This is a genomic window from Marinobacter antarcticus, assembly GCF_900142385.1.
Lineage (GTDB): Bacteria > Pseudomonadota > Gammaproteobacteria > Pseudomonadales > Oleiphilaceae > Marinobacter > Marinobacter antarcticus.
Map to the genome: position 1 here is coordinate 471,462 of NZ_FRAQ01000001.1, position 26,233 is coordinate 497,694.

Annotated in this window: 22 protein-coding genes and 1 pseudogene; 8 read left to right on the forward strand and 15 right to left on the reverse strand. The window is 56.5% G+C overall.

Going from position 1 to position 26,233, the window contains the following annotated elements; genetic code table 11:
• The first annotated feature begins 189 nt into the window (after positions 1-189).
• Entirely contained in the window at positions 190-462 is a 273-nt protein-coding gene (locus BUA49_RS02265) for a hypothetical protein (RefSeq protein ID WP_072795190.1), read from the forward strand.
• A gap of 32 nt (positions 463-494) precedes the next feature.
• Here the strand turns inward: BUA49_RS02265 and BUA49_RS02270 are convergent, their stop codons facing one another.
• The 5 genes and pseudogenes from BUA49_RS02270 to BUA49_RS02285 form a co-directional block, all read right to left on the reverse strand.
• Complete coding sequence (locus BUA49_RS02270; RefSeq protein ID WP_072795191.1) at positions 495-908, reverse strand: response regulator; 414 nt, start codon at positions 906-908, stop codon at positions 495-497.
• A gap of 58 nt (positions 909-966) precedes the next feature.
• Positions 967-1,392: a hypothetical protein gene (locus BUA49_RS02275; protein ID WP_072795192.1), complete on the reverse strand. Its 426-nt coding sequence runs from the start codon at positions 1,390-1,392 to the stop codon at positions 967-969.
• The gene (locus BUA49_RS18160; protein WP_323807514.1) at positions 1,389-2,483 is read right to left on the reverse strand and encodes a response regulator; all 1,095 of its coding nucleotides are present in this window, start codon (positions 2,481-2,483) and stop codon (positions 1,389-1,391) included. Before BUA49_RS18160 ends, BUA49_RS02275 begins: the two co-directional genes overlap by 4 nt.
• Positions 2,484-2,567: 84 nt before the next feature.
• Positions 2,568-4,184 (reverse strand): annotated as a pseudogene (locus BUA49_RS18165) (sensor histidine kinase); the annotation flags it as partial.
• A 255-nt stretch (positions 4,185-4,439) separates the two neighbouring features.
• Positions 4,440-4,697 carry a hypothetical protein gene (locus BUA49_RS02285; RefSeq protein WP_072795193.1) on the reverse strand — a complete coding sequence of 86 codons (258 nt, stop codon included), beginning with the start codon at positions 4,695-4,697 and terminating at the stop codon, positions 4,440-4,442.
• A 198-nt stretch (positions 4,698-4,895) separates the two neighbouring features.
• Here BUA49_RS02285 and BUA49_RS02290 point away from each other — a divergent pair, with 198 nt between their 5' ends.
• Positions 4,896-5,240: a hypothetical protein gene (locus BUA49_RS02290; RefSeq protein WP_072795194.1), complete on the forward strand. Its 345-nt coding sequence runs from the start codon at positions 4,896-4,898 to the stop codon at positions 5,238-5,240.
• 9 nt (positions 5,241-5,249) lie between these two features.
• Here BUA49_RS02290 and BUA49_RS02295 read toward each other — a convergent pair whose 3' ends face one another.
• Complete coding sequence (locus tag BUA49_RS02295; protein ID WP_072795195.1) at positions 5,250-6,536, reverse strand: serine hydrolase domain-containing protein; 1,287 nt, start codon at positions 6,534-6,536, stop codon at positions 5,250-5,252.
• Between the two features lie 112 nt (positions 6,537-6,648).
• Here BUA49_RS02295 and ybaK point away from each other — a divergent pair, with 112 nt between their 5' ends.
• Positions 6,649-7,119: a Cys-tRNA(Pro) deacylase gene (gene ybaK, locus BUA49_RS02300; RefSeq protein WP_072795196.1), complete on the forward strand. Its 471-nt coding sequence runs from the start codon at positions 6,649-6,651 to the stop codon at positions 7,117-7,119.
• 3 nt (positions 7,120-7,122) lie between these two features.
• Positions 7,123-8,316: a cation:proton antiporter gene (locus BUA49_RS02305; protein ID WP_072795197.1), complete on the forward strand. Its 1,194-nt coding sequence runs from the start codon at positions 7,123-7,125 to the stop codon at positions 8,314-8,316.
• A 93-nt stretch (positions 8,317-8,409) separates the two neighbouring features.
• On the opposite strand, the gene BUA49_RS02310 is transcribed toward BUA49_RS02305, so the two are convergent.
• From BUA49_RS02310 to BUA49_RS02355, 9 genes are all read right to left on the reverse strand, one after another.
• Positions 8,410-10,653, reverse strand: coding sequence for an NADP-dependent isocitrate dehydrogenase (locus BUA49_RS02310; protein ID WP_072795198.1), 2,244 nt, complete (start codon positions 10,651-10,653; stop codon positions 8,410-8,412).
• Between the two features lie 394 nt (positions 10,654-11,047).
• Positions 11,048-13,039 carry an acetoacetate--CoA ligase gene (locus tag BUA49_RS02320; protein WP_072795201.1) on the reverse strand — a complete coding sequence of 664 codons (1,992 nt, stop codon included), beginning with the start codon at positions 13,037-13,039 and terminating at the stop codon, positions 11,048-11,050.
• Positions 13,040-13,055: 16 nt separating this feature from the next.
• Positions 13,056-13,835 (reverse strand): 3-hydroxybutyrate dehydrogenase, encoded by a 780-nt coding sequence (locus BUA49_RS02325; RefSeq protein WP_072795203.1) that lies wholly within the window; start codon positions 13,833-13,835, stop codon positions 13,056-13,058.
• 10 nt (positions 13,836-13,845) lie between these two features.
• Positions 13,846-15,210, reverse strand: a complete 1,365-nt coding sequence (locus BUA49_RS02330) for a TRAP transporter large permease (protein WP_072795205.1) — start codon at positions 15,208-15,210, stop codon at positions 13,846-13,848.
• Complete coding sequence (locus tag BUA49_RS02335) at positions 15,210-15,848, reverse strand: TRAP transporter small permease subunit (protein ID WP_072795207.1); 639 nt, start codon at positions 15,846-15,848, stop codon at positions 15,210-15,212. Before BUA49_RS02335 ends, BUA49_RS02330 begins: the two co-directional genes overlap by 1 nt.
• A 117-nt stretch (positions 15,849-15,965) precedes the next feature.
• Positions 15,966-17,018, reverse strand: a complete 1,053-nt coding sequence (locus tag BUA49_RS02340) for a TRAP transporter substrate-binding protein (RefSeq protein WP_072795209.1) — start codon at positions 17,016-17,018, stop codon at positions 15,966-15,968.
• A 326-nt stretch (positions 17,019-17,344) separates the two neighbouring features.
• Positions 17,345-18,757, reverse strand: a complete 1,413-nt coding sequence (locus BUA49_RS02345) for a sigma-54 interaction domain-containing protein (protein WP_072797609.1) — start codon at positions 18,755-18,757, stop codon at positions 17,345-17,347.
• A 138-nt stretch (positions 18,758-18,895) separates the two neighbouring features.
• Positions 18,896-21,010 carry a 3-hydroxybutyrate oligomer hydrolase family protein gene (locus BUA49_RS02350; protein WP_072795210.1) on the reverse strand — a complete coding sequence of 705 codons (2,115 nt, stop codon included), beginning with the start codon at positions 21,008-21,010 and terminating at the stop codon, positions 18,896-18,898.
• Positions 21,011-21,238: 228 nt separating this feature from the next.
• Positions 21,239-21,601, reverse strand: coding sequence for a DUF6164 family protein (locus tag BUA49_RS02355; protein WP_072795212.1), 363 nt, complete (start codon positions 21,599-21,601; stop codon positions 21,239-21,241).
• Between the two features lie 87 nt (positions 21,602-21,688).
• Between BUA49_RS02355 and BUA49_RS02360 the strand changes: the two genes are divergently transcribed.
• From BUA49_RS02360 to BUA49_RS02375, 4 genes are all read left to right on the forward strand, one after another.
• Positions 21,689-23,101, forward strand: a complete 1,413-nt coding sequence (locus tag BUA49_RS02360; RefSeq protein ID WP_072795214.1) for a DUF2868 domain-containing protein — start codon at positions 21,689-21,691, stop codon at positions 23,099-23,101.
• The gene (locus BUA49_RS02365) at positions 23,098-24,528 is read left to right on the forward strand and encodes a GTPase/DUF3482 domain-containing protein (protein WP_072795216.1); all 1,431 of its coding nucleotides are present in this window, start codon (positions 23,098-23,100) and stop codon (positions 24,526-24,528) included. Before BUA49_RS02360 ends, BUA49_RS02365 begins: the two co-directional genes overlap by 4 nt.
• Positions 24,529-24,578: 50 nt before the next feature.
• Positions 24,579-24,974, forward strand: a complete 396-nt coding sequence (locus tag BUA49_RS02370; protein ID WP_072795218.1) for an ectoine synthase — start codon at positions 24,579-24,581, stop codon at positions 24,972-24,974.
• A 72-nt stretch (positions 24,975-25,046) separates the two neighbouring features.
• Positions 25,047-26,171 carry an MFS transporter gene (locus BUA49_RS02375; RefSeq protein WP_084063465.1) on the forward strand — a complete coding sequence of 375 codons (1,125 nt, stop codon included), beginning with the start codon at positions 25,047-25,049 and terminating at the stop codon, positions 26,169-26,171.
• Positions 26,172-26,233 lie beyond the last annotated feature (62 nt).

Sequence of the window (26,233 nt, forward strand, 5' to 3'; positions counted from 1 at the left end):
CACATGATGAACACCGCAGCAGATTGCCTTGAAGGGCAGAGCATGCGTTCGCGGGTAAAAGACATCTAACGGCTTTCGGTCAGTTCCCGGGAGCTTTTGCAGCAACCGGGGTAGCATCTCCGCAAAACCCCGGTTGCTCTCGGCTCCGGGGTTTTGTTTTTGCCGTCGCAAAACGACAAGGAGATCACCATGAGAAAACCAGCGACAACGCGCGCCGCTAACCAGACCATGAACAACCGGCCAGGGCCCATCCGTCGCCCAGAGAAACTGCCGTTGCTGGATGCTATCTGTAAAAAGCTGAACCAGCGCGTTAACTTCGATGACGAGCAGAGAGTGCTTGGGGTTTACGAGCGGGGCTGGATCTTCAACGGCGTGCTAGCCACCCTGGGTACTGCGGAAGCCCGCTACGTTCGCGCTCTGGCTAGCCGCCACAACTCCTGGATCGCACGCCAGGTAGCTTAAGAACGCACGAAGGAGGAAGGAGCCTGAGCCCGTCAATGGTGCCGGTTCAGGCCCTGCATCATTGCCGAGTCGCCGCCATGTACCACCGCATAATTGCTGACCACATCAAGAATCTTTTCCTGGGAATAGGGTTTGACCACATAACCGTTGGCTCCAGCGCTGATTGCCCGCTGAATGCTGTCAATAGAGTCATCCGCAGTGACCAGCACAATATGCTGCCCATCCCGGGCCGTCTTGAATGCCTTCATCAATTCATGCCCATCACCATCCGGCAAACCGAGATCCAGCAGTACAATCTGGAACTTGCCCGCATCAAATGCCTTGCGGGCTGAAGCCGCATTCTCGCACTCTGTTACGTCAGTAGCTCCGGCCTTATACAGCATCTCAACCAACCGCTCGCGCATCACTGGCTCATCTTCAATAACCAATACGATCAAATTACCCATCCTCTATCTCCTTTTTTCACCAGGCGCATTGCTGCCCGGAATCCTTGCAAAACCGCAGTTACCACGAGTCGGTATCGGTATGGCGGGGAAGATCCAACGGCGCATGCCCGGCTTTCGGGGCGCGGGCGATATCCGTCAGATGCTCATCGGTGCGGGCAGCATAAGATTCCTGGTCGTCATCCCGGATCAGTATATTGCTGATACTAACAGCCGTTGAGTAAAGCGAGATTGCAATAATCAGCAGCACTGGCTGCACAAAGGCCACAAACCCCGGCACTTCGGCACCACCCGTTATGCTCAGCATCAGGATAATGGTCGGCCCCAGCACCACAAACAGTGTCAGAGCAATAAAAAATACACTACGCTCCTTGTAGCGGCCAAGATCCCGGTTGGTAACCAGCCCAAGCACGAACAAAATATCGGCATAGGTGCCATACATCATGCTCATGGACTGATGTTCACGGTGTAACTGGCGCTCACTCATTGGCCCGACCCTGTTTTACTCTGTGTTTGTTCACGCTCTATCATCTCATCCAGTATCGCAAGTTCGCTGCGAACCTGGCTCCATTGCGGATTGGTGACTTTTACGAGTGCTTCCACAATGCCCGCCTGGCGGGTCATCACCGGATACCCCATGGCGCCCGCAGAGCCTTTGATCTGATGCGTTTCAGCTTCAAGCACTGTCTGATCACTGTTTACCAGTGCCTGATTCATTCGCTGCCGGCGCTCAACCAACCCTGACAAGAATCTGGCCGCCAGGCGACTGATATCGTCATCTTCATCAGCACTGCCCTCGCCGGGCGGCACAGGCTTCAGAAAACGGCCCAACAGCGCTTGCAGACGGTGCTCATCTATCGGCTTGTCCAGCACCCCGTCGCAGCCTACTTCGCGCAGTGCGTCGGTTTCCTGCTGATCGCCCGCCGTAAAAGCAATGATTGGGCGCCGGAAACCCGCTTGTCTGAGCAGCTGAGTTGCCGCCACGCCGTCCATCTCCGGCATATGTCGATCCATGAGCACCATTTGCACAGATTCTGAAAGCGCTTTACGTACGGCTTCCGCACCCGAGGCAACGGCTACAACATCCAGGCCCAAGCGGTTCAGCATCCGCTCCACCAGCTGCCGGTTTTCTTCGTTGTCCTCAGCCACCAGCACACTGCCATGGTATTGCTGCGAAGCCTCGGCGGAACTGCCGGTACGAACCTCAAGGTAACGCGCAAGAACGTCATAGAATCGCTGCTTATCGATGGGCTTGGCCAGATGTTCGTTACAGCCTGCCCGCCGGTAATCAGCGATATCCTCGGCCATGACATTAGCTGTCAACGCAATGACCGGTGTGTTCACCCCGGCTTCCCGCAGCGCAGCAGCAGCATCACGGCCATTCATCACCGGCATCTGAATGTCCATCAGTATGAGATCAAAATCCTCCCTGATACTCACCTCGAGAGCTTCGGTCCCGTTACCCACGTGCACAAGCTCAGCTCCGGTGCGGCTCACCAGCAAAGATACCAGGCGGCGGTTTACATCGTTGTCTTCAGCACAGAGTATCCGCCCGGAAAGGCGCGGCGCTACAACCATCGGAATGGTTCGCCGGCGCTGGCTGAGCTCCGACGCGTCCCGCAGGAAGTGAACCTGCTCCAGAGTACCGGTGCGAATCGATAACTCAAACTCGCTGCCCTCTCCATATGTGCTGCTGACACGAATACTGCCACCCAGCATTTCTGCCAACCGCCGCGAAATGCTCAAGCCGAGGCCTGTGCCGCCGTACTGCCGGGAAATAGCGGCACTGCCCTGGGCGAAGGGATCAAACAGCCGGCCAATCTGCTCAGGCTTCATGCCGATGCCGGTATCCACGACCCGGGCAATCAGCACTTCCTGTTCGGGATCACAGCGGATCGATAGGGAGATCGACCCTTTTTCGGTAAATTTAAGCGCATTTCCACACAGATTGATAATAATCTGGCGCAGACGCGTCGGGTCTGTCTGAATGTGCTCGGGCAGCGGAAACTCACAGAGTATATGGAAATCCAGCCCCTTTTCCCGGGCCCGGGGTGCAAAGAACGCCCGGATCTCAACCAGCAGCTCCGGCAGGTTCACCAAGACTACATCCACATCCAGCTTGTTTGCATCGATTTTGGAGTGATCAAGAATATCATTCACCAGTTCCAGCAGGTGACGCCCACTCCGGACGACAGTGTCCGCGTTGCTGCGCTTTTCCTGGTCATCAAGATCCGGATCCATAAGCGTTTCGCCATAGCCAATGATGGCCGCCAACGGCGTCCGGATCTCGTGGCTCATATTGGCAAGAAACTGGCTCTTGGCCTCCGCGGAATTGCGGGCCAGTTCTTTCTCCAGTCGCTCCTGTTCCCGCTCGCGCTCAATGCGCTGGCGCCGGTGACTTTCCGTGGAGTCAACGCAGGTTCCTTCCAGGTGCGTCGGCGCACCGCCGGCATCGTAAGCCGTGTGGAGTGAGATAATAGCCCAGTGCTCTTCTCCTCCCTGGGTCAGATAACGTGCCTCCACACCTTTTACCGTGCCCCGCGCCTCCAGCTGCCCAATCTGGGGCGCATAAATGGTGAACGTATTGAGCGGCAGATAGCCCATAACCGTCAGGGCATATATACCAAAACCGATGAGTGCCAGCGTCCAGGCAAAAAAGTAGGAGCGAGCAGCAGGGTTGTAATAACGCCAGGACAGATAGCTCACCACAATCAAAATAAGGCAGAGCAGCACCTACCCGATAACAATCCATTCCATAGCAACGTGGTAGGGAAGGAACAGGGACAACACAAAGGTGAGAAGCACTGACGAGATGCACATCTTGATAACCCGGTCCAGATCCATCGACCGGGTACGGGTTTCCAGCAGAGCGCGGGCCATCAGCAGGCCCCAGAACCAGGTCATGATGATCTGAAAGTGCAGGTATTCCTTGTTAAAGATCGCCGGGCGGCTGTCCAGTAACTGGATACCGTGAACCTGTTCGGTAGCAATAAACACCGCCGCCGATACCAGATAGAGCACGTAGTAGATATTACTGCGCTCGCGAACCGAAACCGCCACAAACAAGTTATAGGCCAGAATAGCGAGCAGGCTGCCCAGCAGTGCACCCCGGACAACCTCATCCACCGACACCTTTTCAATATAGCTGTCTGGACTCCAGAGGCTGACGGGCAAGCGGAATGTGTTGGTATTGATAATACGCAGGTACACCGAGGTAACGCTGCCCGGTTCCAGCTGCAGCCGAAACTTTGGCAGCATCGAACTAAGGCAGGATTTCATTCAGGCGAGAACCGACACGCTTTATATCAAGAGTTCGGACAAAGCAGTACTCGATCTGAATCGTTATGACGGCATCAACCTGAGTGAGCCAAGCCCTGACTGCTTAAGGGTTGAACTGGATTACACGAACTCAGAGCTAAGAATATTCTATTCCAATGGCGAGGCTGACCAAAGGAGCGCTAATGAAGCCTATTGCGACAACCAGCCAGACGACGCTGCGGCTATAATCTGGACAGCAGCGGGCGCTTCCCGGCGTCAGTAATAGCGTCGCTCATCAAGATCACAGTTCTGCAAAAAACTTTTTTTGTGGTCAATCATCCGCTCATAGGCTGAAATCATAACGGCTACATGGGGTGCTTTGGTCAGGCGCAGAACTTCAATACGGCGTTCCAGCCGCTCTACTTCCGTGCTGACTTGTTGGTGCACGTGGCTACGGACACTATCGTGATGATCGAGCCGGACGTTTCTGACCGTGAAAGGGTATTCGTGGTGCGGGTATATGGGCTTGTCCATTGTGTCTCTCATCCATTGAGTGGCAGCAGTTCCTTTACTGAATTTAATTTTGCACAACTGTCCGACAAAGCGCAACAAAATGAATAGAGTTTCACTTTTACGTCACAATTACGCAACAGACCCGGCACTCAGAGATTCCCGGCGAATCCGCTGCTATAGTTTCCCTTACTGTTTCTTTTTCAGCTACCGGGATTGTTTATGAGCCAGACATCCGTTGCCGATACCCTCCGGGAATACCTTTCTCTGCTTGAACTGCTGGACGATGCTTACTGGGAAGCCGCCAGCGTCCAGCACAAAGACATGCTGTACGACATCATCAGTATTTTCAGCCAGGAAGTATCCGAGATAAACAAGCTCAGCACTCAGGATCACCACTACCCTTATGAGGTGATCACCGAAGGCATTCGTCGTGTTGTGCCCAAGCTGGAGCGACTGGACGAGAATCGCGAGGAAGTCATTCAACGCACTCAGACACTGACTGACTTCCGGGATATTCTGTCATCCGTACTCGGTATTCTTGAAGCCCAGCTCAGAACTCTGTGAGTGGCCGCCTCAAGCGGCGACCACGGGGCGCTCACTCTCCGGGCGGAGCGGGAACTGACTGGCAATGGTATAGACGAACTTACCCAGTGCAGGAAGGTGGTGCCCGACAATGGGGAACCCGGTGTTGAGCAGGCTTACGGAGATATCCCGTGCGGCATCAGCCCAGCAGAGCTTGTTAATCAGGCCAACGTGGCCGAATGCATAGCGGCTTTTCTGACCCCACAAGCCAACCGGATTGCCACCGAGCATCATGCCGGCACTGAAGCGCATGGGAATCATCATGGTACGGTCAATCTGTAACGAGCCGAACTGCTGAATGGCACGACGAATGGTGATCTCACTGCAGATGCGCTTGCCGTTCCAGATGCCGCCGTTAAGCATCATCTGGAAGAACCGCCCCATTTCCTCGGCCGTACCGCACAGGTTGCCTGCTGGAATCACGGCTTCCTGAAAGCGGGGATCATTGGTTACCTGCTCCACGGTCGAGATATCACCGCCAAGCGCACGGTTAACGATCCAGGACACAGGAAAGCGCGGCCTGAGGCCGGTGGCGTAATTGGTGGCCAGTTCATTAAGGTTCTCGGGCTGAATCCCGTAAGTGAACCATTTCATTCCCATTGGCTGGCGCAGGTGTTTATCGAGATAATTTTCAATGGAATCGCCGGTAACCTTTTCGAGTACTCGCTGCAGTACATAGCCTCCGGTTATTGCGTGATACGCGACCTTGGCACCATTTACCTCAACGGCTCGGGCCTCGCATAGCAGGCGCCAGATCTCGTCCTGATTCCACAAAACATCAATCGGGGTCTCGTTGGGAATAGCAGGAATTCCACCCCGGTGTGACAGAATCTGGTGTACCGTAATAGTGCGCTTTCCGTTTGTAGCAAACTCCGGACAATAATAGGACACGGGATCCATCAGGTTAACCAGCCCCTGCTCAACCAGCATGTGCATCAGCAGCGCCGTGACCGCCTTGGAAGCAGAAAAGTAGCAGATGGGCGTGTCTGTAGTCATGAGTACTTTAGGTGTTCCAGCGGGATCATGGGGGCCATTACCGCTCGCATGACCAATCGCGCGATGCAGGATCTGCTCACCCCGGTGGCGCACAGATATCTGAATGCCAGGGTGCACACCAGTGCGATACAGGGCTTCGACGCTTTTCCAGATAGTGTCTACGGTGCTGGCGTCAACGCCGGCTGCTTCCGGCTTTTCGCCTGCAGCATCGCGATGAGTTACGGTAGAAAGATCCTTGGGAACCTTGCAACTGTGAAGTGCACGACGGGCTATTGGGTTCATCGGGTACGCCTTGGTATTGGTGACTGTTTTTATTCGATCTTCGGGCTGGCCAGCTCTGAAGTTATCATAGACCGTTGAGCATCAGAAAAACCAACGATTTCAGGAGCAACCTATGACGCCCGGTGTCGATGCGGTAAGTAAAGCCGGCATTTCTCACGCTATCCATGAGTACGAGCACGACCCCGGCAGCACCGAGTACGGCAATGAGGCGGCAGAAAAACTGGGTGTTGATCCGGCACGGATATTTAAGACTCTGGTTGTCATCGTTGATGGCAAAATGCTCGCTGTAGGCGTGGTGCCAGTCACCGGAATGCTGAGCATGAAACTGATAGCCAGGGCTGCGGGCGGAAAAAAAGCCAATATGGCTGACCCACAGGAAGTGCAACGCCGCACCGGCTATGTGCTTGGGGGCGTTAGTCCCCTGGGTCAGAAGAACCGGCTGAAAACCTTCATTGACGCCTCTTCAGCAGCCTTTGACACTATCTACGTCAGCGCTGGCCGCCGCGGCTTGGAGATTGAGCTTTCACCCGAAGATCTGGCTCGGCTGACCGGGGGGCGACAGGTGCCGCTGCAGCAGGAGTAAGCTATGTCCCACGCGCTGGATCTGGTGCTAATTGGCGGCATCATGTTGTTGGCTCTCGGGGCCCACACACTGGGCCAACGGGTGCATGTACCCAGAGTGACCCTCTTGTTACTGGTGGGCGCACTGTCCGGCCCCGAGATTCTTGATCTGATTCCAGCCAGAGTCAGTGACAATTTTGGCCTGGTGACAGAGCTTACTCTGGCGATGGTAGGTTTTCTGCTTGGCGAACGCATGTCTATGCGCGATCTCAGACAGGGTCGGGAAGCCATTATCGTAAGCCTGGCAGTGACCCTGGTCACGGCCTTGCTGATATTCGCCGCAACCTGGGCAGTGACGCAAAATTTACCGGCCTCATTGGTGCTTGCTGCCATCGCAACGGCGACCGACCCGGCAGCCACGATCGATGTAATGAGAGAAACCGGGTCCCGAGGGCCGCTGACCCGGGTAGTGGCACAGGTTGTTGCCATCGACGATGCCTGGGGTGCCATTCTGTTCAGCATCCTGCTGGTATTTGCTGAACTGTTGTCGGGAAGCGGCGCGCACTTGTTCGAAACCATCGGGTATGGGCTCTATGAAGTTCTTGGAGCCATGATACTAGGAGTACTCTTGGGCCTGCCCATGGCCTGGATGACGGGTCGTCTGAAACCGGGCGAGCCGATGCTGCTGGAGTCCGCGGGGTTTGTTTTCCTGGCAGCCGGCATTGCCGGCTCACTGGACGTGTCCTACCTGCTTACCTGCATGACCCTTGGAATAACTGTGGCAAACAGGGCATACCATCATGTGCGGCCATTCCGCTCCATTGAGGGCATCGTTGAGCCCTTCCTGGCAACGTTTTTCTTCCTGGCGGGTTTCGGTCTGGACTGGAAATTGCTGCCGACGCTGGGGATGCTCGGCGCTGTCTATATCCTTGCCCGGATCGCCGGCAGGATTCTCGGCGGGTACACCGGCGGAGTTCTTGCCGGCTCCAACCATATCGTGCGCTGGCGTAACGGTGCCTGTCTGTTACCTCAGGCAGGGGTGGCCATGGGCCTGGCTCTGGTCGCAACTCACCGCATGCCGGAGATAGCCTTCATCCTGCCGCTGATTATCGGCTCCACCGTGTTATTCGAGCTGATCGGGCCGCCAGTCACAATGTATCAACTCAGCAGGGCCGGAGAGTCCGGCAAAGGCTACGAGGAAGAACCGGACGACGATTAAGACCAGCCACAAAAAAACCCGAAGAGCCGTATTACGGGCTTTCCGGGTTTCTGTCTCAGGCGGCCGGGCAAAATACCCGGATGCCGTCAGGGATTACTTCACCGATGCGCGGGCATCTTCCATAATCCGGTTGAGGGTTTCACTTGGTTGCATGATCGCCCTCACCTTTTCCGCAGGTGGGTGGTAGTAGCCGCCAATATCTGCAGGATGGCCCTGGATAACACTCATTTCCTCCAGGATTTTATCCTTGTTTTCTTCAAGCTGTGCTGACATTTTCGTGAAGAACTCTTTGAGTTCCTTGTCGCTGTCCTGGCTGGCCAACCCTTCTGCCCAGTAGCGGGCCAAGTGGAAGTGGCTGCCACGATTGTCCAGCTCACCGGTCACACGAGAAGGCGACTGGTTGTTTTCCAGCAGGCGTTCGGTAGCTTTGTCGAGTGTCTGACCCAGCAGGCGTGCACGATGGTTATCGTGCTTCTCACCCAACTCATCCAGAGACACGGCAATGGCAAGGAACTCGCCCAACGAATCCCAGCGCAGATGGTTTTCCTGCAGCAGTTGCTGCACGTGCTTGGGTGCAGAACCGCCAGCGCCGGTTTCATATAGACCACCACCGTTCAGCAGGGGAACAATCGACAGCATTTTGGCACTGGTACCCAGCTCCAGAATCGGGAACAGGTCGGTGAGGTAATCACGTAGTACGTTACCGGTTACAGAGATCGTATCCAGGCGGCGGATCAGGCGCTCCATGGTCCAGCGGATAGCCCGGACAGGCGACATGATGCGGATGTCCAGGCCATCGGTGTCGTGATCTTTCAGATAGGTGTTTACCTTGGTAATCAGCTGAGCGTCATGAGCGCGCTCGTCGTCAAGCCAAAAAACTGCCGGCATGCCGGTGGCACGGGCACGGTTAACAGCCAGCTTGACCCAGTCTCGGATCGGCAGGTCTTTGGTCTGGCAGGCGCGCCAGATATCGCCCTTCTCCACGTTATGCTCGGTCAGGACGGTGCCGTCTTCGGCAATCACACGCACAACACCGTCTTCCTTGATTTCAAAGGTCTTGTCGTGGGAACCGTATTCTTCAGCTTTTTGCGCCATCAGGCCCACGTTTGGCACCGTGCCCATAGTAGTGGGGTCAAACGCGCCATTGGTCTTACAGAAGTTGATCACTTCCTGATAGATGGTGGCGTAGGTGGACTCCGGCATAACTGCCTTGGTGTCCTTGAGCTTGCCATCGCGAGCCCACATCTTGCCGGAGTTACGAATCATCGCCGGCATGGAGGCGTCAACAATCACATCGCTCGGTACGTGCAGATTGGTGATACCTTTTACGGAATCAACCATGGCGATTTCCGGACGATGCTCGTAAGTCTTGTGCAGAGCTTCCTGAATCTCTTCCTGCTTGGATTCCGGCAATTGCTTGATTTTCTCAGTCACGGACGACAGACCGTTGTTCGGGTTTACATCGATTTCATCGAACAGGTCGCCGTACTCGTCAAACAGCTCTTTGTAGAAAATCTTCACCGCGTGACCAAACACGATAGGGTGAGAGATTTTCATCATGGTAGCTTTCACATGCAGGGAGAACATCACGCCGGTCTTTTCGCAGTCTTCGATGGCATCTTCGAAGAATTTGCAGAGCGCTTTCTTGCTCATGAACATGCCATCGAGCACTTCGCCTTCGAGCAGCGGCAGATCAGACTTCAGGACCGTCTGCTTGCCTTTCTTGTTCTCGAAAACGATGCGGGCATTGGTCGCTTTGTCGAGAATCAGGGACTGCTCGTTGGAGTAGAAGTCGCCACCACGCATGTGCGCCACGTGAGTGCGTGAAGCCGGGCTCCACTCACCCATGGTGTGGGGGTATTTGCGTGCGAACGCTTTGACGGCCGCAGGAGCACGACGGTCTGAGTTGCCTTCACGCAGAACCGGGTTTACGGCGCTTCCGAGTACTTTGGCGTAACGGGCGGTGATCTCTTTTTCTTCGTCGGTTTCAGGGTTTTCCTTGTACTCGGGAAGTTTGTAACCCTGATCGCTCAGTTCTTTAATGGCGGCGCGCAGCTGCGGGATGGAGGCAGAAATGTTTGGCAGCTTGATAATATTGGCATCGGGGTCTTTGGTATACTCGCCCAATTCCAGGAGGGCATCCGGAACCCGCTGATTTTCTTCGAGGAGATCCGGGAACGTTGCCAGGATACGAGCCGCGAGAGAGATGTCGCTGGTTTCGAACTGGATGCCAGCCGGCTTGGCGTAGGTTTCCAGGATAGGAAGGAGAGACCGTGTAGCAAGAGCAGGCGCCTCGTCGGTCAGCGTGTAGACAATCTTGGCTTTGGAAGATTTCATTTTCGTCCTCAGGCTAATAGGTGGGTTCAGGACGGTCATGGCAGGATCCGGCGCCTTGTGGGCGTCCGATCTTTGCAATGACTGATTTTGGAACTTTTAATAGGGCTACTAAGATACCATTTTTTTGTAATCTCTGGTTACGATCTTAGTATAAGAACGGAGTAAAAACTCCTGATCTTCGGTAACAGGGCGATGAAATGGCGGGAATTTACGAAACATTCTAACATTTTGGCCTGTAGGCTTAGGAGTAAAGCGTCGTGATTAACGCCTCCCAAAACCCGCTCAAGCACATCCCTGTGGCGCTTGGGCTCCGCCATCCATGGCTCCGCACAGTTTTGGGAAGCGTTAACCCCGCCACTTCTCGAGCTTCTAAGTTGCCTTCCGAGATTAAAAACTACCCCTTCGGCAGCAAATTCTCTTCGGCAAGCCGATCTCGAATCTGGTCCAGCGCTTCCGGGTTGCCTAGGGCATCGCGGTTATCGGCTTTGCTGGAGCCATTGATCAGGCGGGCAACGGCCAGTTCCACTTTTTTGCCGCTTCGGGTGTAGGGAATGTCTGGCACCTGCACGATGTGTTTTGGAACGTGGCGCGGGCTGGCGCCTTTGCGGATTCGGGCTTTAAGCTGCTTCAGGAGGTCGTCCGTGAGTTCGTGGCCTTCTGCAGGTACTACAAACAGCACTACTTCTACGTCGCCGTCGATCTGGCGTCCGACTACGAGGCTGTCTTTGATGGCCGCTTCCGTTTCTACCTGGCGGTAAATTTCTGCGGTGCCGATGCGCACGCCACCAGGGTTGAGCGTGGCGTCGGAGCGGCCGTAGATGATGGCACCGCCGTGTTCGGTGAACTCGATGAAATCACCGTGTGCCCAGACACCGGGGAAGCTGTCGAAGTAGGCAGCGCGGTAGCGTTCGCCGTCGGCGTCGTCCCAAAAAGCGACAGGCATGGAAGGCAAGGGTTGGCGGCAGACAAGTTCGCCACGGCCCTGATCAACGGGTTTGCCATCGTCGCCGTATGCGACGGCGTCAACGCCCAGCAAGCTGCACTGGATTTCGCCTCGGCGCACGGGCAGTAGTGGGGTAGAACCGACAAAGCAGCCGCAGATGTCGGTGCCACCGGCAATGGAGCCGAGCAGCACTTCGGGGGCGCCATGGCTGTATACCCAGTCGTAATCTTCTGGAAGCAGCGGCGATCCGGTTGAGAACACGACTCTGAGCTTGCTGAGATCCAGGGTTTTTGCAGGGCTCAGTTCAGCTTTACGACAGCCTGCAATGAATCGCGCGCTGGTGCCGAAGTGGGTGACGCGCTCGTCGGCTACGGTTTCCCACAGGAAGCTGAGGCTGGGGTAGCCGGGTGAGCCGTCTACGGTGATGACGGTGGCGCCGGTCAACAGGGCAGAAGCCTGCCAGTTCCACATCATCCAGCCGCAGGTGGTGAAATAAAGGAACCGGTCTTCCGGGCCTACATCGCCGTGCAACATAAGTTCTTTGGCATGATTGACCAGCAGGCCTGCGGTACCGTGGACGATGCACTTAGGCTTGCCGGTGGTGCCGGACGAATACAGGATATAAACCGGATGGTCCGGATCTACCGGGGCATACGAAGGTGCCTGGCCTGAGCCAAAAGCAAGGGCCTCGTCCCACGTGGTAACCAGTTCACCCGGAACCGCCGCCTCACCCGGAAGCTGCTCAACACTGACAACACACCTGAGTGTTGGCAGGCCAGCAATCAATTCAGCAAAGTCGTTCTGTCGGGCGAAGGTCTTGCCGCCATAACCGTAGCCGTTTACCACGATCAGTGCAGACGGCTCAATCTGACCAAACCGGTCAAGGATGGCGCCAATACCAAAGTCCGGCGAAGCGGAACTCCAGATGGCCCCCATGCTGGTTGCAGCCAGCATGCCGGCGAGAGCTTCGTAGCCGTTAGTAACAACACCGGCTACCCGGTCGCCTTTTTTGACGCCGTTGCTGCGGAGAAACGCTTCCAGTGCACCAACATCGGCTTTCAGTTCGCCATAAGTGCGACGCAAAACAGGGCGTGTCTCACAATAGGCTACGACGGCTTCCTGGCTGGCGTGGTCGCCCTCTGCCAGTCGCAACAGGTTGGCGGCAAAGTTCAGTTTCATGCCAGGGAACCACTCGGCGCCAGGCATATCCCGCTTACCCAGCACTTTGCTGGCGGGTGTCTCGCAAATCAGGCCGCAATAATCCCAGACTTTGGCCCAGAAGGTGTCCAGATCATCAACTGACCACTGGTGCAGCGCGTGATAATCAGTAAAGGGGCCATAGCCCTGATCTTCCAGCCAGGTTTTGAACCGGCCCATCCGGGCGTTGTCCAGCGTCTGCTCCGATGGAGACCAGACTACGGGTGATTGTTCTGTAAGGCTCATCCGTCGCTCCTGTTGCTTACTGCATGTGCCAGCCGTGGCTGACAACAATAGATTGGCCAGTGAGGGCGGCCGAGGGAAAGGCTGCAAGGTGCACGGCCATTTCGGAAACATCTTCCAGCGTGGTGAACTTGCCGTCCACTGTATTCTTCAGCATGACCTTGCTGATCACGTCTTCTTCAGAAAGACCAAGCTCTTTTGCCTGTTCCGGTATCTGCTTGTCCACCAACGGCGTTCTTACAAAGCCCGGGCAGATGATATTGCTACGCACACCGTGTTCCGCACCTTCTTTGGCAACCGCACGGCACAAACCCAGCATACCGTGTTTCGCCGCCACGTAAGGGGCTTTCAGGGGTGAAGCTTCCAGCGAATGCACAGAGCCCATGTAAAGCATAGTGCCCCCGCCACCCACATACATCTGCTTGAGCGCGGCCCGGGTTACCAGGAAGGCGCCATCGAGGTGCACATTCATCACCCGGCGCCAGTCCGCATAGGCCAGTTTGTGCAGGGGATCTATGTGCTGGATACCGGCATTTGCCACAGCGATATCCAGGCCGCCCCAGGTTTTAACAATGGTGGCGACACCTTCATCGACAGCCGCCTCGTCGGTCACGTCCATGGCCAGGGCCATAGCCGTGCCGCCGGCTTTTTCGATGGCGTCAACGGCCTCTTGTGCGCTTTCCAGCGTAAGGTCAGCTACCACTACACGGGCACCTTCACGGCCATAGTGTTCGGCAATGGCCCGGCCGATGCCACGTCCCGCCCCGGTAATCAGGGCTATCTGGTTTTCTAGACGCATTATTATCTCCTTAGTCGTAAGCCACGCTGGGCAGCCAGGTCGCGATCTCGGGTACCAGGAATACAATCGACAGTGCTATCAGCTGAATAATGATAAAGGGTATGACGCCCTTGTAGATGTCGATCACCGTGATTTCCGGCGGCGCCACGCCCTTGATGTAGAAAAGTGCAAAGCCTACCGGTGGCGTCAGGAACGACGTCTGCAGGCACATGGCAAAGAGGATAGTGAACCACACCAGGTCGAATCCGAGATGTTGGACCACCGGTGCCACCAGCGGAAGAATAATCAGGGTGATCTCAACCCAGTCCAGGAAGAAGCCAAGCAGGAACACCGCGAACAGAATGGTCAATATCACGCCATAGGGTCCGAATGGCAGCCCCAGCAACGCATTTTTGATCACCTCGTCGCCACCAAGACCCCGTAGCACCACGGAGAAAGCCGTTGCGCCAAGGAAAATCGCAAAGATAAAAGCGGACGTGCGGGTGGTCTGTTGAATCGATGAGCTGAGCACTTTCAGGTTCAGGCGTCTTGCCATCAGGGCCAACACAAGAGCCCCCAGAGCACCAACGCCGGAAGCCTCCGTGGGCGTGGCTATACCGGCAAAGATAGAACCAAGCACACCAAGAATCAGCGCAGCCGTGGGCAGAACTGCCTTGGCCACTTCCCAGACAATGCTCCAGGATACTTTCTCAGTGCCCTCCGGCACCGGCGCAATGTGCGGCTGCAGCAGGGGGCGGATCATGGCATAGGCAACGTACATGGCACCCAGCAGCAGGCCGGGCAGGAACGCTCCCATGAACAGATCACCCACCGACGCTTCCGGAACCGCCAGCCGGTCTGCCATCAGCACCAGCATGATGGAAGGAGGAATAAGGATCCCAAGAGTGCCTGTGGCGCAGGCTGTGCCCACGGCAAACCCCTTGTCGTACTTGTTCTCCATCATCACGGGCAAAGAGAGCATGCCCAATAACACCACGGAAGCGCCAATGATGCCGGTGGTGGCCGCCAACAGTACGCCAATGATAATCACCGTTACCGCATACCCGCCGCGGACCGCGCCAAAAAGTTTTACCATGCTGTTCATCAGTCGCTCGGCGACACCCGACTGATCAAGCATGATACCCATAAAGATAAACATGGGCAGAGCCACAAGGGTCTCACTGTTTACGACGTTCCATACCCGCTCGGGCACGAGCCCCATGGAGGAGGAATAGTCGAACCACAGATTGGCACCGAAATTTTCAACAGCCACCACACCAACAACTGTCCAGATGACTGCGGTGCCACCCAACACCCAGGCAACCGGAAAACCGGTCATCAATAGTGCCCCGAACGTCAGGAACATACCGATTACAAACAGGGTTTCAAGCTCCATCAGGACGCATCCTCTTTCTTGTTATTTCCAGTCTCGATCCGGATTGGTTTCGGAAAACCGAAAAGCAGTGCGGTGACTTTCAGCAAGCGGGATAGCGCAGCCAGAATCAGAAGAACGAAAGACAATGCCAGAATACCCTTGAGAGCCCAGCGGTAAGGAAGCCCGGCAGGCGCCTGACTGGTTTCACCCTGCTGCCAGGAACTAAAGGCGTAGGGGATCATTTCGTAAACCGCCAACCCGAGAAACGGTAACAACAGGAATACCAGTCCGAACAGTTCAATCCAGCCCTGGCCTTTCAGGGACAGGCGCTCATGGAGTACATCCACTCTCACGTGATCATCGACCACCAGGGTATAGGACAGCCCCAGCAGCCAGCCCACTCCAGCCAGATGCCACTGGACTTCTTCCAATGTCACAGAACCATGGTCAAAGGCATAGCGACCAACCACCGCCCAGATGATCACTCCGGTAAGCACGACCCATAGCCAGGAAGCACCCTTGCCGATCGCAGCGATCACACGGTCCATCACCTGACTGACCCGGGTTGTTGGCAACTCTGTGTGATGATGGAGAAATTCGTCGGTGTCGGACACCGATGTCCGCACGTTCTGCGGTGAGCCTTTACCAGACACCGTCATACAACAGTTCCTCGCTCAGAAAGCCCGTTGTGAAACAAGGATGGCCCCGAAGGGCCATCCAGACTTGGTTAGAGAGCACCAGAAGCTATTCCGGTGTCTCAGGGTCAGCCCGAGACCTTAAAGGTCCGCCGGAACATAGGCGCGTGTATCCCACACCTTGTAAGTCTCCATGAACTCGTTCTGGCTTTCATAGACACGCTTGAAGTCAGCATCCTTGGAGGCTTCTTCTTTCAGCACTTCCCCGGTAACCGCTTTCAGCTCACGCAGAACGTCGAGGGGGATCTGGTCAGCCTGGACGCCCTTCGCCTGGAAGCCGGCCAAAACCTTACCGTTCTTGTACTCACCCTCGGCCAGGGCCATGGTTGTTGCGGCAGTGCAAGAGGCCACAACCAGAGCCTTCTGTGCTTCGGTGGTTTTGTTCCACTCGTCCTTGTTGATCAGCATGTACTGGGCAGTGAACTGCTGGTGCCAACCCGGGAACAGGTTGTACTTGACTACCTGATCAAAGCCGAGGATCTGGTCGATGGCTGGCATGGAGAATTCGGTCGCATCGATGGTGCCTTTTTCCAGTGCCTGATAGAGCTCACCACCGGGCATCATGGTAACCGAGGCTCCCAGTTTTTCCAGAACCTTACCACCCAGACCCGCGAAGCGAATCTTCAGACCCTTGTAGTCTTCCAGTGTTTCAATTTTTTCCGCATACCAGCCCGCTGTTTCAGGCCCGATAATGCCGCACAGCTGGGCGTGCACGTCGAAGCCCTTGTTGGCATAGACTTCCTGCAGCATTTCATGGCCACCACCGTAGTAGTACCAGCCAGTATAGGCCCAGGGCTTCATGCCAAAGGGTACAGCCGCAAACAGGGGAATCGCAGGTACCTTGCCCTGGTCGTAACCGATCCAGGTGTAACCTGCTTCGACCTTGCCATCGGAAACGGACTGCAAGATATCAAAAGGCGGAACCAGCTTGCCGGGCTCATAGACGCGAACCTGGATGCTGCCATCGGAAGCGGTGTTGAGGCTATCGGCAACCCAGGCGGCAGGCGAACCCAGGCCAGGGAGATTGGTAGCGAAGGCGACCGGCATTTTCCAGCGCAGGTCATCGGCGAAAGCTGATCCCGTGGTCAGGGCGATCGCGGCGGCGATACCGGTAAGGGCCTTGATGGATGTCATTGGCGAGTCTCCTAGCATTGTTATTTTATATGGCCAGCAGGATGGTTTTCCCGATGGCCTGATCTGAGTCTAGTCAGACATTGCAGGAAACGAGACGGACATTTGTAATTTTCGGGTCCAACGAAAGCGTCAGTCTTGTTTTCTGCGTTGTTCTGACGTCCTGCATTTGGGAACTAGCAGAGACTATGCCAAAAAAAAATTATTTTATATATCAATGGCATAAATAAAATTAAAAAAATAACGACTATCAGGACGTCCGGAATACCGGACAATACAATGCTATAGTCGTAGGTACTTGTACAGATATCAAGACACATGTCCGGTAATCAGGACATTTTTGCCAGTTTTTCGTACAGCACCGAGCGGGAAATACCCAGTAGCCGGGCGGCCTTGGTACGGTTACCTCTGCATGCAACCAGCGCCTCTTCCACTGCCTGAGCTTCCGCCTCCGCCAGTGTTGCGGCCAGTGGCCTGACAGGCCGCGACGCAATTTGCGAGGCGGGGCGCGCGCCAACCCGGGGCAGCACTTTGAACATGGCATCGGCATCCAGCACACCACCTTCCTCGCTCATGGTCAGGGCTCTTTCCAGCACATTACGTAATTCGCGGATATTCCCGGGCCAGTCATAACTTGCGAGAGCCGCAACACCAGCATCCGTAATCTCCGCACGCATATCCAGCCCTTCGCTGATATCCCAAAGCAGGGTTTCGCAGAGCAAGCCGAGGTCAGCGAGGCGGTCTCTCAGAGGTGGTATGGGGATTTCCAGCACGTTAAGCCGGTAATAAAGATCTGAGCGGAAAATGCCATCGGCAATCATGGCTTCGAGATTGCGACTGGTTGCCGCGATGACCCGAACGTCTATCGATGTCACCTTATTCGAGCCAAGGGGCTCGACCTCTCCTTCCTGCAGGACTCGCAAGAGTTTGGCCTGCAGCGGCAAGGGCATGTCGCCAACTTCGTCGAGAAACAGTGTGCCGCCGTTAGCGAGCTGGAACTTCCCTTCCCGTAGCTTGCGGTCTGCGCCAGTATAGGCGCCCGGCGCCACACCGAAAAATTCGGCTTCCAGGAGATTATCGGGAATGGCCGCCACGTTCACACCCACAAACGGCTTTTCTGCACGGCTGGAGACGGAGTGAATCGCCTGAGCCAGCACTTCCTTGCCGGTACCTGTCTCACCCAGCAACAGCACCGCCATCTCACGGCCGGCAGCCAGGCGGGCACGGCGCTTGACCTCGAGAGCTCCAGGGCTGGCGCCAACAAAATCTCCGAGGCTGTATCGCGTACTCCTCGCTTTTTTTGCCAACGCCTTGCGAGCCGCAGCGAGATCCTGATGCAAACGCCGATACTTGCTGACCAGCGGCGTAAGCGGCTGCAGGTCGTCGTAGAGCACGAACGCCACAGCGCCTTCGATCTCGCCAGCCTCGTCATAAAATGGTAACCGGGTAACCACCAACTGTTGTTGCTGGTGCTCCATGATATCGAGCAGCAGTGGTTTGCCGGTTTCCACAACTTCGGGCATGCGGGTTTCAGGAATCACCTGGCGCACGGGGCGGCCGATAACACCAGCCGGGTCTTTCAAGCCAAGCAGCTGGGCATAGCTGTTGTTCATCCAGGTAATGCGAGCCTCGCGATCAACGGCAATCGCGCCTGCACTGGCTTCCTCGAACATGGGGAAGAGCGCTTCAATAAGGTCCCGGGTCAGCCCGCTTTTGTTTTTCTCACCAAACAACTGTGTCATGTAGCGCGTACCGCCGGGTTCAATATCGTTCATTGCGAAAGCCCTGACACCCGGCATGGCCGGGTGAGTTGTCGGAAGTATATGGCCCTCCCTGTAGAGTGAGCAAATGAGAGGACCCGCGCGACGATCAAAACACCCTTATTCGGGGATGCGCAACTCGTCACCAACCAGACTGATAAGATCTTCCGGTGCAGGTTGTGCTGCTATCTCAGGCAGGTTGCTCTCGGCCAGCGGTGTGGCGAGATCTCCCCGTGGGACTGTCCGGACGACCTGGCTTGGCGGCAGCTCAGTGCCGTTAGTCAGACGCTCCCATACCAGGTCCAGAGCCTGGAAATAGTAGTGATGCAGCGGTACATACCAGGTACCAATGCCGTCAAACTGGTTCAGTATGTCCAGGTGATGAGCGTTGAGCACTTCGTAGTAACGAAGTTCGCTGCTTGCACCTTCCACCCGCTGGTTAAGCCCAAAATAAGGCCGGGATGTGTGGTTGATGGGAAGAATGGCATCAGCCCGGCCAGTTACAAACACCGCAGGCTTGCCGTGAAGATCGCCGGTAGCTCTGACTTCCTCGATACCCACGGTGATCGCGTCGTGAAGCTTTGCATCAGCAACAGACAACGAACCTCCTGTAATAACATTGCGACCCAGGGCCAGGCTGTGCAGGCACAACAAGGCATCGAGACCATAATCCTTCTGAAGGCTGCTGGGGGACGCGCTGTCGGTCAGTCGAGTCGGTTGGCCGTCAGCAAGGTCGTAAACGATATTGACGTTCCCTGTAGGTGGAATACCGTTACTTACCGCGAACAAAGCCGCTTCTTCGGTCTGCGTCAGCTGCCTTACAACGCCGGCACCGTCCGTTGCAGCCATGCTGAGCCCGCACACGCGATCTTCAACACCCGCGCGGCCATAAGCGTTGACATAGGTCATCGAAATACCCTGAGACACATTCGAGGCAAAGTGCACCGGTGCCAGCAGGTTCTGCTCAGGCTGGATGCCGAAGTCCTCGTTCAGAATACGCTGTGCTTCGGTGGCGTAGTCGTCAATGGTTGCGCTGGCTGCACCTGTGAGCAGTCCTTTGTTGGCCAGTGAGTTACAGATGTTATCGCGCACCGTCGATGAGTTGAGGAAGTTCAGTGGTGCGATATCGCGAATGGCGGGCGCCTGGTTGGCACACCCCTGGTACACCGCCAGGGCTGTGGTGTATTCGAGCAGGCTTCTGCTGTGATGCTCAATGGCTGAGTTACTACCCTGCTTAATGGTGAAACTGGCATCGACAACCGGGTTCACATTGGGCTCAGAGACCGCAACACCATCGATCAGACCTTTCGTGTCCTGCTCTGCCGCGCGAACCGATGAGCCTCCACCGTTGGAAACACTGGAGGCAATAACCACCGTGTTTGCCGGCGTGATAGGGGCAACGTTGCTGTCACTGCCGAATTGCTCGTTGAGTGCCCAGAACCCGAACTCGACAGACTGCAGAACATGCTGCCCCCAGTCTGCTTCCGGATTGGTTTTTGAATGTGCGTGTTTCCAGGCAAAGCGGTCGGGCCAGGCTGCGCTAAACTCACTGCGCTCAGTGGCCGTCAGATCCGCGCGGAATTGCACGGGCTCGTCGGAGGTCGTAAGAGTGCCATCCATGCGCTGGGCCGTGTTGGTTTCCAGGTTGTGCGCGCCAGTGCCACTGCCCTTGTCGGTATAGACTACGACGCAGCCCTTCTTCAGCCCCCACTCACCGGCGGTACCGATCGCGCCATAGATGCCCCGGGAGCCGGACGAAGGAGCGGTAATCATGCACGGACTCTGTGGATCAAAACTGTCAGGTATCTGGGCCATAACCGTAACGGGCACGTCGCTGCCCGGAACCGTCATGAAAGCAATATACTCACGCCCTGGAATCAGCCCTTCGGTGCCATTGCCCACGCCGGGGCCAAAGAACTCGCCGTAACCACCACCAGAGGTGGTATCGACCAGTGCACGGTAGTTATTATAGATCGCACGCTGGCGCAACTCAGCGGAGGTCGGGTTGAGCGGCTCTAAAAAAATAGGTTCCGGGCCATTGCGCAAGCCGGTGGCGCCAAGACCCGCCGTCAGAAGGTCATCGGTAATTCCGTCATAGTCGGTGCGCTGTATATCGCCCTGGATGAACCCGGGCACCTGGTTTACCTCAGCAGGATTGTCGTTGTTGCTGTCATTGCAGGCACTCAGAGCAAAGCCTGTAGCGCCGATCAGCGTACAGATCATGATACGTTTCATGGTCATTCCTTGTTTGTTGTTGTTAAGAACGGGCCGGGACCAAGACCCGAAACCACACTCATGCGCGTCCTGTGCCATAATTTTACACGTTTGTTTTTATTGATTATTTCCAGGATTTATTTTGGCGAGAAGGGATGTTCGTCTTGATTGTCGGACAGCCGATTAAAGCGACACAAATCCAGCCCTGTCCGCAAAACATAAATTCGCTTTGCGGAATGGCCAGGAAATCTAACCTATGTGGATAAACGGCAGCAGGCTCAGACCAATCATTACCAGAATGGCAAAGCAGGCGGCCAGCGTGCGAACTGGCTTATGCCGGAACATCTGCCAGACTCCACCTGTTTCGCCGCTCAGGCGCCGCGCCTCATAGGTTGCACGCTGGCTTTCCAAGCGCTGGCGTTGGTAATCCTGCAACAGAGCTCGGGCTCTGTCAGCTTCGTCGGTATCGTGAACCCAGAAACCGCCCATGCTGATGCCCCACCGGCTTGGCGGGGTCTCATAGAAACGCACATCGTGGGCGCCAAACAGGGCCCGTATTTCCTCGGCTTCGTCATCCGGCACGTGGCGCAGATTCATCAGATGGTGGGGCATGAAGGCTCGTTGTCTGGTATCGGACAGGGTAATGCCGATATCCTAACACCAAAGACCCACATACCGAATTCACTACCGGAACCGTTCATGACAGATCATTCCCTCCGCCTGCTGCTGGATTTTGATGCCTGCGCCCAGAGAGACCAGGGGCAGGCTCCGGCATTTCTGCACCGGCGGGACCGCAAGTTTGCGCTGACCTGCGAACAGCAGGGAGTCACACCCGGCCCGGACCGCTGGCTGGCCCACATAAACCATCTCAGCGGCCCCGGCGCAGGCTCATCCGCCGCAGAACAGACTCTGCGCTTCTGGCGCCGGATCAACAGCGGCTTCATGGCAACAGGGGCCGCATTCGGCTTGCTGACCATGCTTGGCCTGCTGTTTTATGATGGCGGTCAGCGCATCAACGTTACCGTTATTCTGGCCTTTGTCGCCTTCCAGTTGCTGCTGGCACTGCTGACAACCATGCAGTCCCTGGCGGGCTGGCAGCCATGGCGCGGACTGCTCCGGCGCTTTCGGAACACTCCGGAATCTACTGTTTCTACGAGGCTTCAACCGGTTCTGATGGCGCAGGCCGCACAGCTTGGCGGGCTGTTTTTTGCGACTGCTGGCCTGGCGACCTTACTGGTCATGGTGGTGCTTCAAGACCTTGCCTTTGGCTGGAGCACCACACTCGATACCGACGCCAACAGTTATTACCGCATGACATCTGTGGTTGCCGCACCCTGGGCCTGGCTGTGGCCGGCCGCAGCGCCCGACTTTGCGCTCGTGGAGGCCACCCGGTTCTTTCGCGCCACCACCGGAGAAGGCAGCGTAAACCCGGCACGCTGGGGCCAGTGGTGGCCCTTCATCGCCATGCTCTGGATGACCTGGGCGCTATTGCCCCGGCTCGTTCTTTCCGTGCTGGCAGGTGTGCTTATCCGGCGGAAAGCCCGGCAACTGCTGGCCAGCCACCCCGCTTTGCGCACTTTGATGTACCGTATGGAAACGCCGGCTCTGGATACCGGCAACGAACATAACGATGCCTCAGACCTGCCCGACACCGAAACACACGTGAGCCTTCAGCCCTTGCCGGATGCCCGCATCGTGTTGTGCTGGGCCGGCGCTGGTGACCCAGAGCTGCCAGATGCGCTCAGTACCGGCAAGAGCCTGGTTGCCAGAGCCGGTGGAAGAATGACTCTGGAGGAAGACCGGCAGACGCTGGAGCAAGTAGCCTCACAACTGGCACGGAAGCCACGCTTGCCCGTTCTTCTGGTTACCCGCAGCTGGGAGCCGCCAACCGGCGAGCTGGACGATTTTCTGGCCAGCGCCAGGGAGCTCTGGCCCAAAGGCAGTCAGATCGTCCTGGTGCCACTGGCTACTCACGTTGAGCGCGAGCCGGATGTACACCAGGTTCAGCAATGGCTGCGATTTGCCGGGCGGGCAGGGCCGGAGTTCATAGCGGTCAGCCTTATTCCGGCCTACGGAATCGTTCCCGACATAGACGGGGGAGTTATCGAATGAAGACCGCACCCATCTTTGCCGTCGTGGGGCATCCGAACAAGGGCAAGTCCAGCATCGTGGCAACGCTGTCGCAGAACGATGCCATCGCCATCGCACTGGAGCCGGGCACCACGCGCACTCGGCAGTCATATCCCCTGAGCGTGGACGGTAAGGTTCTCTATACGCTGGTGGATACGCCCGGCTTCCAGCGACCCCGGCGGGTTCTCGAGTGGCTGGAGGCTCACAGTGTCTCGGCATCGGATCACAGCGAAACAGTGCGCGCGTTTGTGGTTCAGCATCAGGGCGACGGTCGTTTTACCGACGAGTGTGAACTGCTGGAACCTTTGATTGAGGGCGCAGGCATCATCTACGTGGTAGACGGCTCCGCACCCTACAGCGCCCAGCATGAGGCCGAGATGACCATTTTGCGCTGGACTGGGCAGCCCAGCCTTGCGCTGATCAATAGCATCGGGCCCGACGATTACAGCGACACCTGGCAGGCTGCACTGGGCCAGTTTTTTCAGGTGGTGCGCAAGTTCGACGCTGTTCGCGCCCCGTTTGAACAACATCTCAGCCTTTTACGGGCCTTTGGTCAGCTTGAACCGGACTGGGAGCAGGCTTTGGGTGAGGCAACCCATCACCTGTCCGCCCAGCGCGAGCAGCGTCGACTTCAGGCCGCAGGCATCATTGCCAAAGCCTTGAAGGACATGATGTCGTTCCAGGAGAAGCGTACCCTGACTCTGGATCAGGTGGCGGGCACCAGCGACAGCACCCTTGCGGACCAGCTCCGGCAACGCTGGTATCAACGCCAGCGCCAGCGGGAGCAGACTCTGCGGGTGGAAATCGAACACCTGTATCAGCATCAGACTATCCGCCGCCAGGAAGCAGAACTGGAATGGCACAGCGATCATGACCTGTTCTCGGAAGACAGCCGCAAACACTGGGCCGTCAGCAAGCATTACCTCGCAACCGCAGGCTTCGGGGCGGGCGCGGTCAGCGGCGCCGGACTGGACGCCCTGACCCTGGGTTCCTCACTGGGTGCCGGGGCGTTGGTGGGCGGCCTGATAGGTGCGGCGGGAAGTTATTATTACGGGGGTCGGTTTACACTGCCGGTACTAAACATTGGCCTGCTCCGGGACGGCCTGAAAACAGCTACTTTCGGACCTGTGCAGGACAGCCAGTTCGGCTACGTGGTACTGGGACGAGCTGTGGACCACTGGTGGCACATAAGCCATCGCAACCACGCTGGCAGAGAGTTGCTTGACCTGGAACCGGCAGATCATCACTGGCTCGAACGCCTCGACAAAAAGAGCCGTCAGACCATTCAGAAAACCCTGGACAAATGCCGTAAACAGCAGCCTTTGGATGAAAACCAGCGGCATAGATTCCATGTTGCTATAGAACAGTGCATGGCAGTTTATGACGACTGGCGGTTGAACCGAACCTGAAATGAGTGTTTATATTGTACTGTTATTCCATCACAAAACGAGGAATGCTCATGAAAATTGTACGAGTTAAGGACATCATCGGTACTGAACGTGAAGTGCATGGCCCAGGCTGGACCAGCCGTCGTATGCTGCTGAAAAAAGACGGCATGGGCTTCTCTTTTCACGAAACGATTATCCCTGCAGGGGCCGAACTGAACCTGTGGTACAAGCATCATCTGGAAGCGGTTTACTGCGTAGCCGGCAACGGCACCATTACCGACAAAGCAACCGGTGAAACCCACGAGATCTCCGACGGCACGCTTTACGCCCTCGACAAGCATGATCAACACACCCTTCGCGGTGGTACGGAAGACATGCGCCTGATCTGCGCGTTCAACCCGCCCGTCACCGGACAGGAAGTGCACGACGAAGACGGCGCCTACCTGCCGGATACCAGCGAAGACTGATCGTCCTTGTCTGCGATTGAAAATCCCGCGACATCCACATCGCCATCGACAGCAAGCCTGCTGCCGGTGGCGATGTTACTTTGGCTCGCCGGAGTCTATCTGCGCATCCCGATACTGGTTGCGCCGCCGCTGGCACCGTTTATCGCTGATGAACTGGCCCTTTCTCAAACCCTCACCGGCGCTCTGACGACACTGCCCATCCTGATGCTTGCCATAGGTGCCATGCCCGGCTCGCTGTCCATATCACGAATAGGCCCGCGCAATACGCTCGCGCTCGCCATGGTCATCATGGTCATCGGCTCCGCCGGCCGTGGCCTGGCTCCGGGCACCTTTACACTCTTCTTAACCAGCGCCGTTATGGGCCTGGGCATTGCCATGATGCAGCCCGCCCTGCCGGCACTGCTACCACGCTGGCTGGAGCCCAAACACCTGGCCTTTGGCTCTGCCATTTACATGAACGGCATGCTGATGGGCGAGTTCATCGGCGCCGGCATCACCCTGCCGTTAATTATGCCTCTGCTGGAAAACAGCTGGCGCGCAACATTGTTGGTCTGGTCACTGCCCGCGCTGCTGGTCGCCGCAGCCCTGTTCCTGCCCAAACGCGACCTGGCCCGCCCCACCCGCAAAGTCGCCTGGCTACCGGACTGGCAAAACCCACTTACGCTTAAGCTCGGTTTGCTGCTTGGCGTCTCAGGCTCCATGTTTTTCGGCGTAAACGCCTATATGGGCGCTTTGCTCGAGCAAAGAGGCGAGTTCGAAAACCTCACCGAAGCCCTGTTCTGGTACAACTTCGCCCAAGTGATCGCCTCATTGCTGATGCTGAAAATGGCCCGCCACTGGGTAGGCCGAAAAGCCCCACTGATCATCATGCTGATATTCAGCCTGCTGGGAACACTAGGAATGTTGGTGTTTACGGGATGGTGGGCGATCGCCAGCGCGACGTTCATGAGCTGCACCGCCGGCGTATTGCTGATTATGATGGTGGCACTACCACCACTTCTGGTGCCCGCCAGCGAAACCGGCCGGCTATCTGCCGGCAACTTCCTGATTGGCTACACCATGGCCTTTGCAGTGCCCATGCTAGGCGGCTTGCTATCAGACTGGACCGGCGACGTAAGACACGCCATAGCAGTAATCATTACCTACGGAATACTGATTTCTCCCCTGGCAATCAAGCTAAACCTGCAACGGCAGTAAGCGCCCTGCACCAATGGCCAAAGGCTGCGGAGCGGGGTGTCTTTTCTGCCGGAAAAAAATGT

Bases quoted from the DNA above. Each gene is read 5' to 3' on its own strand.
- BUA49_RS02265 (WP_072795190.1), top strand. From the start codon at position 190: ATGAGAAAACCAGCGACAACGCGCGCCGCTAACCAGACCATGAACAAC.
- BUA49_RS02270 (WP_072795191.1), bottom strand. From the start codon at position 908: ATGGGTAATTTGATCGTATTGGTTATTGAAGATGAGCCAGTGATGCGC.
- BUA49_RS02275 (WP_072795192.1), bottom strand. From the start codon at position 1,392: ATGAGTGAGCGCCAGTTACACCGTGAACATCAGTCCATGAGCATGATG.
- BUA49_RS18160 (WP_323807514.1), bottom strand. From the start codon at position 2,483: ATGGTTGTAGCGCCGCGCCTTTCCGGGCGGATACTCTGTGCTGAAGAC.
- BUA49_RS02285 (WP_072795193.1), bottom strand. From the start codon at position 4,697: ATGGACAAGCCCATATACCCGCACCACGAATACCCTTTCACGGTCAGA.
- BUA49_RS02290 (WP_072795194.1), top strand. From the start codon at position 4,896: ATGAGCCAGACATCCGTTGCCGATACCCTCCGGGAATACCTTTCTCTG.
- BUA49_RS02295 (WP_072795195.1), bottom strand. From the start codon at position 6,536: ATGAACCCAATAGCCCGTCGTGCACTTCACAGTTGCAAGGTTCCCAAG.
- ybaK (WP_072795196.1), top strand. From the start codon at position 6,649: ATGACGCCCGGTGTCGATGCGGTAAGTAAAGCCGGCATTTCTCACGCT.
- BUA49_RS02305 (WP_072795197.1), top strand. From the start codon at position 7,123: ATGTCCCACGCGCTGGATCTGGTGCTAATTGGCGGCATCATGTTGTTG.
- BUA49_RS02310 (WP_072795198.1), bottom strand. From the start codon at position 10,653: ATGAAATCTTCCAAAGCCAAGATTGTCTACACGCTGACCGACGAGGCG.
- BUA49_RS02320 (WP_072795201.1), bottom strand. From the start codon at position 13,039: ATGAGCCTTACAGAACAATCACCCGTAGTCTGGTCTCCATCGGAGCAG.
- BUA49_RS02325 (WP_072795203.1), bottom strand. From the start codon at position 13,835: ATGCGTCTAGAAAACCAGATAGCCCTGATTACCGGGGCGGGACGTGGC.
- BUA49_RS02330 (WP_072795205.1), bottom strand. From the start codon at position 15,210: ATGGAGCTTGAAACCCTGTTTGTAATCGGTATGTTCCTGACGTTCGGG.
- BUA49_RS02335 (WP_072795207.1), bottom strand. From the start codon at position 15,848: ATGACGGTGTCTGGTAAAGGCTCACCGCAGAACGTGCGGACATCGGTG.
- BUA49_RS02340 (WP_072795209.1), bottom strand. From the start codon at position 17,018: ATGACATCCATCAAGGCCCTTACCGGTATCGCCGCCGCGATCGCCCTG.
- BUA49_RS02345 (WP_072797609.1), bottom strand. From the start codon at position 18,757: ATGACACAGTTGTTTGGTGAGAAAAACAAAAGCGGGCTGACCCGGGAC.
- BUA49_RS02350 (WP_072795210.1), bottom strand. From the start codon at position 21,010: ATGAAACGTATCATGATCTGTACGCTGATCGGCGCTACAGGCTTTGCT.
- BUA49_RS02355 (WP_072795212.1), bottom strand. From the start codon at position 21,601: ATGCCCCACCATCTGATGAATCTGCGCCACGTGCCGGATGACGAAGCC.
- BUA49_RS02360 (WP_072795214.1), top strand. From the start codon at position 21,689: ATGACAGATCATTCCCTCCGCCTGCTGCTGGATTTTGATGCCTGCGCC.
- BUA49_RS02365 (WP_072795216.1), top strand. From the start codon at position 23,098: ATGAAGACCGCACCCATCTTTGCCGTCGTGGGGCATCCGAACAAGGGC.
- BUA49_RS02370 (WP_072795218.1), top strand. From the start codon at position 24,579: ATGAAAATTGTACGAGTTAAGGACATCATCGGTACTGAACGTGAAGTG.
- BUA49_RS02375 (WP_084063465.1), top strand. From the start codon at position 25,047: ATGTTACTTTGGCTCGCCGGAGTCTATCTGCGCATCCCGATACTGGTT.